Annotated in this window: 17 protein-coding genes; 7 read left to right on the top strand and 10 right to left on the bottom strand. The window is 67.2% G+C overall.

Annotated elements, in window-relative coordinates; genetic code table 11:
- Positions 1-59: 59 nt before the first annotated feature.
- Both AB4Z16_RS03020 and AB4Z16_RS03015 read left to right on the top strand, forming a co-directional pair.
- Positions 60-485: a hypothetical protein gene (locus AB4Z16_RS03020; protein ID WP_441509829.1), complete on the top strand. Its 426-nt coding sequence runs from the start codon at positions 60-62 to the stop codon at positions 483-485.
- Positions 486-553: 68 nt separating this feature from the next.
- Positions 554-2755, top strand: coding sequence for an esterase-like activity of phytase family protein (locus AB4Z16_RS03015; RefSeq protein ID WP_441509828.1), 2202 nt, complete (start codon positions 554-556; stop codon positions 2753-2755).
- 183 nt (positions 2756-2938) lie between these two features.
- On the opposite strand, the gene AB4Z16_RS03010 is transcribed toward AB4Z16_RS03015, so the two are convergent.
- Genes AB4Z16_RS03010 through AB4Z16_RS02990 form a run of 5 tightly spaced genes read right to left on the bottom strand, consistent with a single transcriptional unit; the run spans position 2939 to position 5976 of the window.
- Positions 2939-3739: a MetQ/NlpA family ABC transporter substrate-binding protein gene (locus AB4Z16_RS03010; RefSeq protein WP_441509827.1), complete on the bottom strand. Its 801-nt coding sequence runs from the start codon at positions 3737-3739 to the stop codon at positions 2939-2941.
- A gap of 38 nt (positions 3740-3777) precedes the next feature.
- The gene (locus AB4Z16_RS03005; protein ID WP_441509826.1) at positions 3778-4443 is read right to left on the bottom strand and encodes a methionine ABC transporter permease; all 666 of its coding nucleotides are present in this window, start codon (positions 4441-4443) and stop codon (positions 3778-3780) included.
- Positions 4433-5539: a methionine ABC transporter ATP-binding protein gene (locus AB4Z16_RS03000; RefSeq protein WP_441510113.1), complete on the bottom strand. Its 1107-nt coding sequence runs from the start codon at positions 5537-5539 to the stop codon at positions 4433-4435. The genes AB4Z16_RS03005 and AB4Z16_RS03000 overlap by 11 nt, the downstream gene beginning before the upstream one ends.
- Positions 5540-5546: 7 nt before the next feature.
- Entirely contained in the window at positions 5547-5720 is a 174-nt protein-coding gene (locus AB4Z16_RS02995; RefSeq protein WP_441509825.1) for a hypothetical protein, read from the bottom strand.
- Between the two features lie 7 nt (positions 5721-5727).
- Entirely contained in the window at positions 5728-5976 is a 249-nt protein-coding gene (locus AB4Z16_RS02990) for a hypothetical protein (RefSeq protein WP_441509824.1), read from the bottom strand.
- A 371-nt stretch (positions 5977-6347) separates the two neighbouring features.
- Here AB4Z16_RS02990 and AB4Z16_RS02985 point away from each other — a divergent pair, with 371 nt between their 5' ends.
- On the top strand, positions 6348-6770 hold the full coding sequence (locus tag AB4Z16_RS02985; protein WP_441509823.1) for a hypothetical protein: 423 nt from the start codon (positions 6348-6350) through the stop codon (positions 6768-6770).
- 96 nt (positions 6771-6866) lie between these two features.
- Positions 6867-7346 carry a copper chaperone PCu(A)C gene (locus tag AB4Z16_RS02980; protein ID WP_441509822.1) on the top strand — a complete coding sequence of 160 codons (480 nt, stop codon included), beginning with the start codon at positions 6867-6869 and terminating at the stop codon, positions 7344-7346.
- A gap of 102 nt (positions 7347-7448) precedes the next feature.
- On the opposite strand, the gene AB4Z16_RS02975 is transcribed toward AB4Z16_RS02980, so the two are convergent.
- Together AB4Z16_RS02975 and AB4Z16_RS02970 are read right to left on the bottom strand one after the other, a co-directional pair.
- A complete protein-coding gene (locus AB4Z16_RS02975; RefSeq protein WP_441509821.1) occupies positions 7449-8378 on the bottom strand; it encodes a dihydrodipicolinate synthase family protein in 930 nt (309 codons plus the stop codon).
- Positions 8379-8504: 126 nt separating this feature from the next.
- Positions 8505-9191, bottom strand: coding sequence for a fumarylacetoacetate hydrolase family protein (locus AB4Z16_RS02970; protein ID WP_441509820.1), 687 nt, complete (start codon positions 9189-9191; stop codon positions 8505-8507).
- Positions 9192-9472: 281 nt separating this feature from the next.
- Here AB4Z16_RS02970 and AB4Z16_RS02965 point away from each other — a divergent pair, with 281 nt between their 5' ends.
- Positions 9473-9682 (top strand): cold-shock protein, encoded by a 210-nt coding sequence (locus AB4Z16_RS02965; protein ID WP_149131593.1) that lies wholly within the window; start codon positions 9473-9475, stop codon positions 9680-9682.
- A 134-nt stretch (positions 9683-9816) separates the two neighbouring features.
- On the opposite strand, the gene AB4Z16_RS02960 is transcribed toward AB4Z16_RS02965, so the two are convergent.
- Entirely contained in the window at positions 9817-11055 is a 1239-nt protein-coding gene (locus tag AB4Z16_RS02960; RefSeq protein ID WP_441509819.1) for a multidrug effflux MFS transporter, read from the bottom strand.
- 148 nt (positions 11056-11203) lie between these two features.
- The gene (locus tag AB4Z16_RS02955) at positions 11204-11839 is read right to left on the bottom strand and encodes a glutathione S-transferase family protein (protein WP_441509818.1); all 636 of its coding nucleotides are present in this window, start codon (positions 11837-11839) and stop codon (positions 11204-11206) included.
- A 116-nt stretch (positions 11840-11955) separates the two neighbouring features.
- Here AB4Z16_RS02955 and AB4Z16_RS02950 point away from each other — a divergent pair, with 116 nt between their 5' ends.
- Positions 11956-12708 (top strand): hypothetical protein, encoded by a 753-nt coding sequence (locus tag AB4Z16_RS02950; protein WP_441509817.1) that lies wholly within the window; start codon positions 11956-11958, stop codon positions 12706-12708.
- Positions 12709-12717: 9 nt separating this feature from the next.
- Here the strand turns inward: AB4Z16_RS02950 and AB4Z16_RS02945 are convergent, their stop codons facing one another.
- The gene (locus AB4Z16_RS02945; protein WP_441509816.1) at positions 12718-13665 is read right to left on the bottom strand and encodes a lysylphosphatidylglycerol synthase domain-containing protein; all 948 of its coding nucleotides are present in this window, start codon (positions 13663-13665) and stop codon (positions 12718-12720) included.
- A gap of 321 nt (positions 13666-13986) precedes the next feature.
- Between AB4Z16_RS02945 and AB4Z16_RS02940 the strand changes: the two genes are divergently transcribed.
- The gene (locus tag AB4Z16_RS02940) at positions 13987-14289 is read left to right on the top strand and encodes a plasmid stabilization protein (RefSeq protein ID WP_441509815.1); all 303 of its coding nucleotides are present in this window, start codon (positions 13987-13989) and stop codon (positions 14287-14289) included.
- Positions 14290-14310: the final 21 nt, after the last annotated feature.

Here is a 14310-nt window from a genome sequence, read left to right as displayed (position 1 = left end):
TCGGCAGCATTCCCCGCATCGAAACGGGCTGCCTGCCCATGAAACGGAAGGAGAATGCCATGTCGCTCATCCAACCCTCACCACTGCTGCGCAACGCCCTCGCGCTCGATGCCGCGGCCTGCGCCGGCATGGGCCTGCTGCTCGCTACGGCCGCCGGCCCGCTCGCCGCGCCCTTCGGCCTGCCGGAGGGGTTGCTGCGCGGAGCAGGCATCGTGCTGCTGCCTTGCGCGGCGCTGCTGGGCTTCTTCGCCAGCCGCACGATTCTGCCGCGCCTCGCCGTTTATGCGGTCATCGGCATCAACCTGCTCTGGATCGTCGACAGCATCGCGATCCTGCTGACGGGCTGGCTGGCACCGACCGGGCTCGGCATCGCCTTCGTGCTCGCCCAGGCCGCGGCAGTCGCCATCGTCACCGAGCTCGAGGTGATCGGCTTCCGGCGCTCGCCGGCCCACGATAATGCCGCATTGGGCGCAAGTCTTGGCTGACGCTGTCACGCGGCTGTCGCATGGGCTCTCTAGCCGCGGATATCCTTTTCCGTCAGCGGGTCCGTTCCATGCGCCAGCCTTTCGTCCTCGCGGCTCTCGCCTCCCTCCTCCTCGCCGGCACCGCCGGTGCGGAGCCGGTGTTCAACCGCATCGCCACCTTCTCCGTGCCGCAGAACCTGCCGGCCGACCGCGATCCCGCCAAGAAGACCGTCTCCGAGATCATCGCAGCCAGCGAGGACGGCATGCTGCTGGCCTATACCGATGGCGAGCAGAAGGCGCTCGGCATCATCGACATCGCCGACCCGGCCAATCCGAAGCCGGCCGGCTTCGTGCCGCTCGACGGTGAATCCACCTCGGTCACGATCCTCGGCGACAAGGCCTTCGTCGCCGTCGTCACCTCCGGCGACAATTTCAAGGAGCCGGCCGGCCATCTCGCCACGGTCGACCTGAAGACCAGGCAGGTCGTGGCGAAATGCGATCTCGGCGGCCAGCCGGATTCGGTGACGCTCACCAAGGACAAGGGCAAGATCGTCATCGCCATCGAGAACGAGCGCGACGAGAAGCTCAACAAGGGCGCCTTGCCGCAGCTCCCCGCCGGCAACCTCACCTTGATCGGCATCAAGGATGGCGCCATCGACTGCGCCACCCGCCAGATCGTCGACCTGACCGGCCTCGCAACCGTCGAGCCGACCGATCCGGAGCCGGAATTCGTCGACGTCAATCAGGACGGGCTCGTCGTGGTGACGCTGCAGGAGAACAACCACCTCATCGTCGTCGATTCGAAGACGGGCAAGGTGGTGACCCATTTCTCGGCAGGCAGCGTCGATCTCAAGAACATCGACAAGACCCGCGACGGCAAGATCAGCCCGACCGAGGAGCTGAAGGGCGTTGCGCGCGAGCCCGACGCCGTGCGCTGGATCGACAACGACCGCTTCGTCACCGCCAATGAGGGCGATTGGAAGGGCGGCTCGCGCGGCTTCACGATCTTCCGCAAGGACGGCACGGTGGAGTTCGATTCCGGCTCTGACGTGGACCACCTCGCCATGCGGCTCGGCCACTATCCCGAGAAGCGCTCGGCCGCCAAGGGCAGCGAGCCCGAGGGCATCGAGGTCGCGACCTATGGCAACGACCGGCTGATCTTCGTCGGGCTGGAGCGCGCCTCGCTGGTGCTGGTCTACAAGGACGAAGGACCGGGCAAGGCGCCGCGCTACCTGCAGGCCCTGCCGACCGGCATCGGCCCGGAAGGCCTGCTCGCCATCCCGCAGCGCGACCTCTTCGTCTCTGCCTCGGAGACCGATGTCGGCGAGAAGGGCGGCGCGCGTTCGGCGGTGATGATCTATCGCCGCGCCGAGCAGGCCGCGGCTTACCCGACCATCCAGTCGCAGAACGAGAACGGCCTGCCGATCGGCTGGGGTGCGCTCTCCGGCCTTGCAGCGGACCGCACCGCGCCGGGCAAGCTCTTCTCGATCACCGACAGCGCTTACACGCCCTCGCGCATCCTCGAGATTGACGCGACGCAGAAGCCCGCCCGCATCATCGGCGCGATCACCGTGACCAAGGACGGCAAACCCGCTTCCTACGATCTCGAAGGCATTGCGACCCGCGAGGGCGGTGGCTTCTGGCTGGCCTCCGAGGGCAATCCCGAGAAGAAGGATGCGCCGCTCGCCGACATCCTGCTGCGCGTCTCGGCCAAGGGCGAGGTCGAGGAAGAGATCGTCCTGCCTGAGGCTTTGGCGAAGCATGCGGTCCGCTTTGGCTTCGAGGGCGTGGCGGTGACCGGTACTGGCCCTGAGGAGACCGTCTGGCTCGCCGTGCAGCGCGAGTGGAAGGACGACCCGAAGGGCAAGGCCAAGATCCTCTCCTACAAGCCGGCGACGAAAGAATGGGGCGTGCTGCACTACCCGCTCTCTCAGCCGGCTGCCGGCTTCTGGATGGGCCTCTCCGAGCTGGTTGCCCTTGGCGACGACCGTTTCGCCGTGATCGAGCGGGACAACGGCTTCGGCGCCAAGGCGGCGAAGACGCTCCAGACCTTCTCGGTGAAGGGCCTGAAGCCCGCCGCCATCGGCGCGGCGGACATCCCGACCGTCGCGAAGACCCTGCTGCGCGACCTGACGCCCGATCTGATGAAGACCGGCGGCTACGGTCTCGACAAGGTCGAGGGCATGGCCGTCGACAAGGCCGGGCACCTCTTTGTCGTCACCGACAATGACGGCGTCGACGATTCCTCCGGCGAGACCCAGTTCTTCGCCTTCGGCAAGATCGGCAACTGACGAGCCGCCCGCGTCATTTCTCGGGCGAAGCGCAGACCCGAGAACCTCATGACCGGAGGACGCTGGTTTCCGAGATGGTCGGGTCAAGCCCGACCAAATGACGCGTGATAAAAAAAGCCCCGGATGCGATGCATCCGGGGCAAGGCGCCTGGCCCATGAAGAAGCCAGGTGGGAGGAAAACGGTCACCAGCCGGCGAGCACGGCGCCCTTGTAGCGCTCGGCGATGAAGCTCTTGATCTCCGGGCTCTGATAGACTTCGACCAGCGTCTTGACCCAGGGCTTGTCCTTGTCGGCGGCGCGGACTGCGATCAGGTTGACATAGGGACCCTTGGCATCCTCGCGCAGGATGGCCGAGGCCGGGTCGATCTTGGCGTCGACGGCGTAGTTGGTGTTGATCGCGGCGGCGGCGACGTCTGCGAGCGAACGCGGCGTCTGGGCGGCCTCGAGCTCGATGATCTTGAACTTCTTCGGGTTGCCGGTGATGTCGGCCACGGTCGGTTTGAAGCCGACCCCGTCCTTCAACTTGATCACGCCCTTGTCCTGCAGCAGCAGCAGCACGCGCCCGCCATTGGTCGGATCGTTCGGGATGGCGATGGTGGCGCCGTCTGGGATCTCGGCCCAGCTCTTGTACTTCGACGAGTAGATGCCGATCGGGAAGTTCACGGTGAGGCCGACCTTGACGATCTTGTAGCCGCGATCCTTCACCTGATTGTCGAGATAGGGCTCGTGCTGGAAGGAGTTGGCGTCCAGCTCACCGGCGTCGAGCGCCTGGTTCGGCACGACATAATCGGAGAACTCGGTGATCTTGAGGTCGAGGCCCTTTTGCGCAGCGAGCGGCTTCACCTTCTCGAGGATCTCGGCATGAGGGCCGGGCGTGACGCCGATCCGGAGCACCTGGTTCTGCTGGGCGAAGGCGGGGCCGGCTGCGAGCGCCATGGCGAGACCGGCTGCGAGCGCGGCGCGGCGGCTGAAAGAGGTCGTCATGATCGTTGTTTCCTTCGGTATGAAGCGGGTGAAAATGATCAGGCGTGGCGCAGGCGCTTGTTCAGGCGGCGCGCCAGGCGGTCGCCGAAGCTCTGCACGAGCTGGACGAGAACGATGAGTACGGCGACGACGGTCGCCATCACGTCGGGCATGAAGCGCTGGTAGCCGTAGCGGATGCCGAGATCGCCGAGTCCGCCGCCGCCGACCGCGCCGACCATCGCGGAGAAGCCGATCAGGCTGACCACGGCGAGGGTGAGGCCGAGCACGATGGCCGGCAGCGCCTCGGGCACCAGCACCTTGCGGACGATCTGGATGGGCGTTGCCCCCATGGCGCGCGCGGCCTCGACCAGACCCTGATCGACCTCGCGCACCGCGCCTTCGATCAACCGGGCGATGAAGGGCGTCGAGGCGACGGTCAGCGGCACGATCGCCGCGGCGGTGCCGATCGACGTCCCGGCGAGAAGCCGCGTGAACGGGATGATCGCGACGACGAGGATGATGAAGGGCGTCGAGCGGGTGGCGTTGACCAGCACGCCGAGCAAGGCATTGGCGGCGGGTGCGGCGAACAGCTCGCCGCGCTTGCTGGTGGCAAGGAAGACCCCGAGCGGCAGGCCGAGCAGCGTGCCGATGCCGGCCGAGACGGCGACCATGGCGAGCGTGTCGAGCGTGGACTGCCAGATCAGGCGGATGAGTTCAGGAGACATGGCCGATAACCTCCGCCTTGAGCCCGAGGCTCTTCAGGGCGCCGAGCACCGCGTCGCTTTCCGGCGCGCGCGAGGGCACCGAGACGAGCAGGCTGCCGAAGGGCTGGCCGGCGATGGCGTCGATCCGCCCGGCCAGGATGTTGACGTCGACGCCGACGACCGCGCTGAGCCGGCTGATCACCGGGGCCGTCGCGTTCTCGCCGATGAAGGTGATGCGCAGCACGAGATTGTCGCCCGGGCGCGCCTGCGTGCGGATGCGGCCGGCGAGATGCTCGGGCACCTCGACGCCGGTGACGGCCTCGACGAAGCGCGCCGTGGTCGGGTGCTGCGGGTTGGTGAAGACGGAGAAGGTTTCGCCCTGCTCGACGATGCGCCCGCCCTCGATCACCGCGACGCGGTCGCAGATCTCCTTGATGACGGGGATCTCGTGGGTGATCAGCAGGATCGTGATCCCGAGCTCTCGATTGACTTGGCGCAGCAGCGCCAGGATCGAGCGGGTCGTCTCCGGGTCGAGCGCCGAGGTCGCCTCGTCGCAGAGCAGCACCTTCGGATCGGTGGCGAGCGCGCGGGCGATGCCGACGCGCTGCTTCTGCCCGCCCGAGAGTTCCGCCGGATAGCGCGCGCTCTTGTCGGCAAGGCCGACGAGCTCGAGCAGCCGCTCGACCTTGGCGGTGATCTCGGCGCGCGGCGTGCCGGCGATCTCCAGCGGCAGCGCGACATTGTCGAAGACGGTGCGCGAAGACAGGAGGTTGAAGTGCTGGAAGATCATGCCGATGCGGCGGCGCTGCGCCCGCCAGCCGGCCTCGGTCAGGTTGGTGACCTCCTGGCCTTCGATCAGGATGCGGCCGGCGGTGGCGCGCTCCAGCCCGTTGACGAGGCGGATCAGGGTCGACTTGCCGGCGCCGGAGCGGCCGATCACGCCGAGGATGCTGCCGGCGGGCACGTCGAGATCGATGCCGGCGAGCGCGCTCACGGGCTGCTGGCCGCTACGTGCCGCATAGGTCTTGCCGACCTGCTCGAAACGGATCGCGGGCTCGGCCATAGCGACTGGCAGGGCGCCGGCGCTCAAAGCGCCGGGGCTGACGGGGGCGTTCATCATGTCCTCAGAAATGGGTGTGGCAGGACCAGTGCGCGATACCGAGCTGCTCGATGGTGACGTCATGGATCGAGCGCCGCCGATCGTCCGAGCGCGCGGCGTCGAGCGGGTCGAAGGCTGCCGGCACCGCCCGGTTGAACCAGGCGGCGACGGCGTTCCAGAGCGATGACAGGACTTGCATCACCGCCTCACGAGGCCAGCCGGAGCGGGCTGTGGCGGGGCTGCCGGGCGAGGCGGCGCGCCGCGCTCTCTGCCGCGCCGGGCGTGGCGAAGCGCTGCCCCTCCAGGGCTCGGAAGGCCGAGGAGGCAGCGATGAAGGTGAAGTCGCGCTCATCGGCGCGCCGGCTGACGAGGCCGATCTGGTCCTCGCCAAGCTCGATGACATAGGCTTGCAGCGCCGGGCTAGGCCGGCTGGAAACGGAATGAAACTGGGACATGGCTCTGCCTTTTGCCGCATCTGGCGGCGTGTTCGTCGAAGCGATCGGGTGAAAGCGGCCTATCGGCCTTGCGATCTCAGCGTCGACAACAGCAGGGGGCGGGGTGGAAGCGCGTTTGGCTTCGGCTCACTCTCGCAACGGTCATGTCAGTCTCCTCAATCTGGAGCCCACGACCCAGTCGTGGCGCTTTAGCGTTTGGTGACGCGGCGCAAGCTGCTGCTCAAATCTCCGCGGTATCCGGATCGCTCCGGAGACAATGTGTAATCTGGCGGCGATCGTCCTCTTTGTCAATCGCTTCGTTCTTTTAAAGAAACCGCAGGCCAGAGAAGAATATTCTCCGGCGCTCGTTACCCGTCGGCGATGATGCGGCAATGAGCTGCTTGACGGAGCCCTGGAAGGGGCGCCATCTGCGGCCCATGCCGGCTCGTGCCACCTTTCTCGATCGCCTGCGCCGCTCCGGCCTCGGAGTCTGGCTTGCGGTCGCCTATGGCTGGGGCGCGCTTGTTCTGGCAATCGCGCCGGCTTCGGCGCTGGCGCCCTTTTCGGCAAGAGACGGCGCCGTCCTCTGTTCCGGCGCTCCGGTGCCCGCGGAAGGTGCGCCGGCCCCGGCCGGCGATCTCGCCCATTGCAAGGGCTGTCCGCTCAATCCCGTGCTGGCCGGTCCGCCATGGGGCGATCTGTTCTTCGCCGCGCGTTCCATTGCCAGGCTGGCCTTGCTGCACCCGGTCGCCGAAGGTGTGGCGCATGGTTTCGCTGTCGGCCTTGCGGATTCGCGCGCTCCGCCCGCAGCCTGACGCTTCCCACCGCCTGCCGATATCCCGCCGGCCATCGACGCCGGCGCATTTGCCATTCGGGCTGCTCAGCAGTCCTTTCCGCTCAGGACACAAGCCATGAAGCTTTCCCTTTCGCTCGCGACGGCCGTGCTCGCGCTTTCGGCCACCATGGCCTCCGCCCACGACTTCAAGGCGGGCGCGCTGAAGATCGGCCATCCCTGGTCGCGGGCGACCCCGGCCGGCGCCAAGGTCGGCGGCGGCTATCTCAGCATCGAAAACACCGGAACCACGCCCGATCGGCTGGTCTCGATCTCCGTTCCCTTCGCCGCTCGCGCGGAAATCCATGAGATGGCGACCAAGGACGGCATCATGACCATGCGCCCGCTCGAGCAGGGCGTTGAGGTTCCGCCCGGCGCCAAGGTCGAGTTCAAGCCCGGCGGCTACCACATCATGTTCATGGAGCTGAAGCAGCCGCTGAAGCAGGGCGAGATGATGAAGGGCACGCTGACCTTCGAGAAGGCAGGCTCGGTCGATGTCGAGTTCAAGGTGGATTCGATAGCCGCCAAGGGCGGCGAAGGCGAGCACAAGGGCCACTGAGCCCCGTTTCCCGCGCATCATGCTCGGGCGTAACCCGGGCATCTCTTGCCGGCGATTCCCGGGTCGCCGCCCTGCGGCGCCCGGGAATGACGGTCTGGCCGCTCAGAGCTTCGCGCGCGGATCGTGCTTCGCGATCCGGGACAGCAGATAATCGACCTCGGCCTTGGCAGCTGCGCTCAAGGCGGCGCCCGGCTTGCGCTGGGCGTCATGGCTGAGGATGCCGCGCTTCATCATCGTGTATTTGCGCACGGCGAGCCCGACGCCCTGCTGCTGCTCGTAGCGCATCAGCGGCAGATGAGCGTCGAAGATATCATGGGCCTCGTCGCGCTTGCCGGCCTTCTGCAGCTTGACCACGTCGATCAGGAGTTCCGGGAAGGCATAGCCGGTATTGGCGCCGTCGGCGCCGCGTTCCATCTCGAAATCGAGGAAGAGCCCGCCATTGCCGGTCACGATCGAGATTGGGCGCAGCGAGCCCTCTTTCTGGAACTTGCGCAGCGCCGAGATCTTCTCCAGCCCTGGCCAGTCCTCGTGCTTCAGCATCACACAGGAGGGGTTGTCCATGACGATCTTGCGGATCACCGCCGGCGTCATCACCACCGAGAGCGTCAGCGGATAATCCTGGATGACGAAGGGGATATCGGTGCCGATCGCCTCGACAGCCTGGGCGTAGTAGCCGGTGATCTGGTCGTCGGTACGCAGGGCGGGCGGCGGGGCGATCATCACGCCGCCGGCGCCGAGGTCCATCACCTGCCGCGCGAGCGAGCGCATCGCCGCGAAACCGGGCGCGGAGACCCCGACGATGATCGGCTTGCCGCCCATCTTGGCGACGGCGCGCTTGACCAGCTCGACCGACTCCTCGGGCTCGAGCTTGGGCGCCTCGCCCATGATGCCGAGCACGGTGACGCCGTCGGAGCCGATGCCCTGGTAGAATTCGAAGAGCCGGTCGGCCGAGGTCCAGTCGATACCGCCGTCCGGGTTGAACGGCGTCGGCGCGATCGGGAAGACGCCGCTGGCGTCGGAGGTCAGGCGCATGGTTTCTGCTCTCGGTCTTGTCGGGGAGGAAGGCTGGCACCTCGTCATGGTCGGGCTTGACCCGGCCATCTCGGAAACCAGCGGGGCTGGTCATGAGATTCTCGGGGCGAGCCCGAGAATGACGCCTCAGACGATGCGGGTGCGGACCGTGCCGACGCCGGCGATCTCGCCTTCGAGCACGTCGCCCTTGCCGACGGCGGCAACGCCTTCCGGCGTACCGGTGAAGATCAGGTCCCCGGGCTTGAGTTCGACCAGGCCCGAGAGATAGGAGATCGTCTCCTCGACGTTCCAGATCTGCTTGGCGAGGTCGGAGCTCTGGCGCACGACGCCGTTGACCGTGAGCTCGATCTTGCCGGCGCTCGGATGGCCGGCCTGGCTCGCGGGAACGATCTCGCCGATTGGCCCGGAGAGGTCGAAGCCCTTCGACATGTCCCAGGGGCGCCCGGCCTTCTTGGCAGCGGCCTGCAGGTCGCGGCGGGTCATGTCGAGCCCGGCCGCGTAGCCATAGACATGGGCGAGCGCCTCGGCTTCGGGGATGTCCTTGCCGCCTGTGCCGATGGCGACGACCAGTTCCATCTCATGATGGAGATCCTTCGTCTTCGTCGGATAGGGCATGTCGGCACCGTTGACGAGCAGCGCGTCGGCCGGCTTGGTGAAGAAGAAGGGCTCTTCGCGGTCGGGATCGCCGCCCATCTCGCGGGTGTGCTCGGCGTAGTTGCGGCCGACGCAGAAGACGCGCCGTACCGGGAAGGAGCCGCCCCCAGCGACCGGAACGGCTGTGATGGCCTGCGGATCGATCACATAGTTGCTCATTGGGCGGTTCCCTCGGTCGTTAAAGTTCAGAACATTGCTGCGGCAAAAAACCGGTATCCGCCTTTGCGCGCAATGCCCTGGCACCTGCTTGCGCTGTTCATGCGGGAGGCGCGCGCCGTCCGCAAGCAGCTTGGACCCTCACCGGGCCTGCGTGCGCGGCATTGCAGGCGCTCTTCGCATGCGCGGAATGGTTTGTGCGGCGCGTCATTGCAACCACCGCGATTTGCCTCCTACACTGCCGTGCCGGGCTGGTCCGGCAAGCCTCAAGGAAGGAGCGGCATGTGAGTACGGGAACCGTGAAATGGTTCAACGAGACCAAGGGCTACGGCTTCATTACGCCCGACGAGGGCGGCGGCGACATCTTCGTGCATGTCAGCGCAGTGACGCGCGCGGGGCTGCGTGGCCTGAACGAAGGCCAGAAGGTCAGCTACGACCTCGAACCTGATCGCAAGACCGGCAAGAGCGCTGCGGTGAATCTGAAGGTCGCTTAGGGCAGGCAGCGACAGCGGGAAGGCGATGGCGGCGCCGTTCCCGAGCCACGGCGAATCTCTTTCGCTCGCGAGCGAACTGAAGGCGATTCCAGGCATGCCCGTCGCCGTTGGCGACGGATTCGGAAGGGAGCCGCTCAGGCGCGGCCCGGCGCCGGATGGAACAGCCGGCCCTTTTCCACGATCAGCACGATGACGAGCGCGGCGATGCCGCAGAGCGCGAAGCCCAGCGTCAGCGGGATGACCGTGCCGTTGAAGTGCTGGCCGATATAGAAGCCCAGAAGCGCGCCGATCACTGTGGTGACGAAGCCCTGCACCGAGGACGCCGTCCCCGCGACATGGCCGAGTGGCTCCATCGCCATGGCTCCGAAATTCGGGCCGAGCAGGCCGAAGCAGAACATGGCGCCGCCCTGCAGGATCGCGAAGCTCCACAGCGACTCATGGCCCGCCAGGGCGAGGAGCGCATGCAGGCTTGTCAGCGCGATGTAGCCCAGCAGCGCGGTATGCGAGACCCGGCGCATGCCCAGCCGCCCGACGATGCGCGAGTTCAGCAGCGAGGATGCCGCCATGAACATCGCGATCAGCGCGAAGACGGTGGTGAACAGTTCGGGTGTATGGAAGACGTCGACGAAGACCTGCTGCGCCGAATTGATGAAGCCGAACAGCCCGCCGAGCACGAAGGCCATCGCCAGCATGTAGCCGACGCCGATGCGGCTCGTCAGCGTGGTGCGGAAGGCGGCGGCGACGCTCCGGGGGGCGATCGGCTTGCGGTCTTCCGGATGCTGGGTTTCGGGCAGCTTTACCGCGACCCAGACGAGGACGGTGGCGCCGAAGGCGGTCAGCACGCCGAAGATCCAGCGCCAGGGCGCGACCCACAGGATCGCCTGGCCGATCGACGGGGCGAGGATCGGCACGGCCAGGAAAACGATCATGGCGAGCGACATCACGCGCGCCATGTCGCGCCCGGAATAACAGTCGCGCACGATCGAGACGACGAGCACCCGCGTCGCCGCAGCGCCGACCCCTTGCACCACGCGCGCCGCCATCATCGCCTCGAACGAGCCGGCGAAGGCCGCGGCGATGCTGGCGAAGACGTAGACGATCAGGCCGGCGAGCAGCACCGGCCTGCGGCCGTAGCGGTCGGAAATCGTGCCGTAGAAGATCTGCGAGACGCCGAAGCCGAGCAGATAGGCCGTGATGATCCACTGCCGCTGGTTGGCCTCGGCGATGCCCAGCGCCTCGGCCATTTGCGGCAAGGCCGGCAGCATGGAGTCGATCGCCAGCGCGTTGGTGGCCATCAGCGCGGCGGTGAGGCCCACGAAGGGATAGAAGCCCATGCCGTGGCGCGGCCGGGCGATGGCGGACATGTCGTTCATGGCGATCGCGAAAGCTGGCCCGGCGGCTGCGAGCGGAGGGCAGCGGTAGGCAATGATCAGGCGGCAGCATTAAACCTGCCGACAGGGGGGCGGCAACCCGCCCTGCCGGCCATGCGCCATGCGCCATGCGCCGGGCGCGCTTCCCGCTTCAGCCGGCCTTTTGCATCTCGGCCATCAGCGCGTTGTCGATGTCGTCGGCCCGCTTGGCGGCTGGCCTGCCAGCCAGTCTTGCGCCATAGGCCTCGAAAGCCGGCCGCTTCTCGATCGTGCCGAACTGCAGCCCCCACTGGACCTGCGAGCCGACATAGACGTCGGCGGCGCTGAAGCGCTCGCCGAGCAGGTATGGCCCCTGGCTGACGGCCTGTTCGAGCGTGTCCATCACATCCGCATAGGTGCCGTAGCCGATCGCACGGGCCCGATCGGGCGGCACTTCGAGGCCGAAGGCCTTGTTGCTGACGGCGGCCTCGACCGGCCCGGCCGTAAAGAACAGCCAGCGATAGTAAGGGCCGCGCAGCCGGCTGGTCGGCTCCGGCGCCAGCCCCGCCTGCGGGAAGGCATCGGCGAGATAGGCGCAGATCGCCGCGCATTCGGTGACCACGGTGTCGCCATGGACGAGCGTCGGCACCTTCCCCATCGGGTTGAGCGCCTTGTATTGCGCGTTCTTCATCGGCGCGCCGAAGCCGAGGATCTCGGCCCGGTAGGGTTGGCCGACCTCTTCCACCATCCAGCGCGCGATCCGGCCGCGCGACATGGGATTCGTGTACAGCACGAGTTCGTCTGTCATGGATATTGCCTCCTTGCGGTGCGGTGTCGCTCTAGCGCTGTCGCGATGCTGTCAGGATACATCGCCTGACGGCGCCGGTTTGAACTGCTATCCTTGCTGCGAAACAGGACGGGAGCATGAACGAATCATCGCCATTGCGCAGCGTCTCCGTGAGTGAAGGGCGGATGGCGATCGAGGGCTCGTTGGCCCGCTACGTCCAGGGCTCGGCCCGGCGCTTTCGGCTGCAGGCCGCGGCGCTTCGCGTCGTCGGCGGCTTCGAGAGTCGCGATGGGCGCCTCGAGGACGCGCAGCGCATCCTTGCCGAGGCCCATGTGGCGGATGGCGTGCTCAGGCGCGCCGGCTTCGACGGCGAGGCCGAGGCGATCGCCCTCACCTTGCGCCCGCTTGCCGCGTCGAGCGAACAGCCGCGCCTCCTGCTGATGCTCGGCTATCGCGAAGAAGGCGGGGCCGAGCTGCCCTTTGCCGATGTGTTTCTGGCTCCCTCGGTGTTCGAGGCGCTCAAGGCCGACATGCTCGAAGGGCTTGCGCAGGAACTCTCGCTCAGCGCCACGACGAGCCTCTGGGTACGGGAGGAGGATCGCGAGCTGCCCGCCGGGAGCCCGGTCGGCTGGTATCTCGCGCCTGGGAGCGATGGAAAGGCCGCTGTCCCGGCCCGTGGCTTCATCGACAGCATCGAATGGATGCCGAAGGCCCGTCTCGAGCCGTTGGCGGAGGCTGTGCCCGTGCACCGGGTTGTAGCCGAGCACGGTCACGAACCCGATGAGGATTGGCAGGAGAGCAGTGCCGAGCAGCTGCGCAAAATCAACTGGAGCTTCAGGCAGCTCCTGCTTCTCCTCGCCTTCCTGATGATCATCATCGCCCTGAAATAGCCGTCCGCCTCACGGCTCGTGGCGGCGGATCCGGCGGATGATCTCGTTCAGCGCCAGCATGGCCAGGGCCAGGATGAAGGGCAGGACGTAGTAGATCACCCGGAACATCAGCAGCGCTCCGAGCACCTGCTCGTAGGGAAGCCGGTTGAGCGCGACCAGCATCGTCGCCTCGAAGACTCCGAGGCCGCCGGGCGCGTGACTGGCGATGCCGATCAGGCAGGCGAAGATGTAGGCGGCCAGGAAGGTCGGGTAATCGAGATTGTAGCCGCCCGGCAGCAGCACGAAGAGCACGGCTGCGGCGGCGCTGACTTCGCAGGCGCCGAGCGCCATCTGGCCGAGCGTGGTGCCCAGCCCCGGCAGATGAAGGTTCCATCCCCGCACGCGCAAGCTGCGCTCGTCCGTTGCGATCCAGATCAGGTAGCCGATGATACCGAGCCCGACGAGGCCGCCGACGATCTGGACGACAAGTGGCGAGGTCCGCGCGAGCATGGCGACCGAATCGGCCGAATAGACCAGGCTGGCGCAGAGGATGGCGCCGAGCCCGAGCCAGAAGGTGATGCCCGCGATCACTGTCAGGCTCGCGACCTCCGAAGCCCGCACGCCTTTCGGCGAATAGATCCAGTAGCGCACCGTGCCGCCGGTCACGATCGGGAAGCCGAGCGTGAAGGACACCGAATAGCTGGTGAAGGAGGCGAGCGCCGTGGTGCGGTAGGGGATCGAGAGTCCGAGCCGGCGCAGCGCCAGCGCATCGTATCCCGTGAGCAGCAGATAGCTCAGGGCCGTGAAACCGCAGGCCAGTCCGAGCTGGCGCAGGCTGGCATTGGCGAAGGCGCCGGCGAGCTGGCCGGGCTCCATCTGGCTGATGATGTGCCAGAGCACGACGAGCGAAGCGCCGAAGATGACCATGCTCGCCAGCGGGCCGAGCCACCACCAGCGGCTGCGCTTGCGCAGGTGCATTCCTGGCTCATGCGGGCCGAAAGACATGCGCTCTCTGGGTTGCGTGCCACAGCCGGATCGCGGCAGCACGGGGGGATGGGAGGGCGCGGCCGCGCCCCGGCCCGAGAGATAGCGCGTTGGCAGCGATGCACAAGCCGCTGCGGCGAATGAGCCCCATGAGGAGGCCGGTCGCGATAGCCGCCGCGAGCCGAGCACCGTGCCCGAGCGTCCGCGATGCGTTCGATTGTGTCGAAGCCTGGCTCGGGCCGGCAAGGTTGGGATGGGGGGAACAGCCGCTGCTCGCCGGCGTTCAACGCTCGACTCCAGCAAGGGAGGCTCATCATGCCGCGCGGCGACAAATCAGCCTATACCGACAAGCAGAAGCGCAAGGCGGAGCATATCGAGGAAGGCTACCAGGAGCGCGGCGTCTCGCACGAGGAAGCCGAGCGCCGGGCCTGGGCTACCGTGAACAAGGAAAGCGGCGGCGGCAACAAGTCGGGCTCCGGCCGGGGCAAGCCCGACACCAATGTCTCCGCCAAGCGTGGCGGTCGGATCGGCGGCGAGGCTGCGGCCGCGCGCCCGAAGTCCGAGCGCTCGGCCTCGGCGAAGAAGGCGGCCGAGACGCGGAAGAAAAAGGCGTCCTGAACCGGGGCGGCTTGCCGCCCC

Source organism: Allobosea sp. TAF32, from assembly GCF_052113585.1.
GTDB lineage: Bacteria > Pseudomonadota > Alphaproteobacteria > Rhizobiales > Beijerinckiaceae > Allobosea.
The sequence above is the reverse complement of the archived record's forward strand: the minus strand, read 5'-3'. Positions and strand labels throughout refer to the sequence as shown.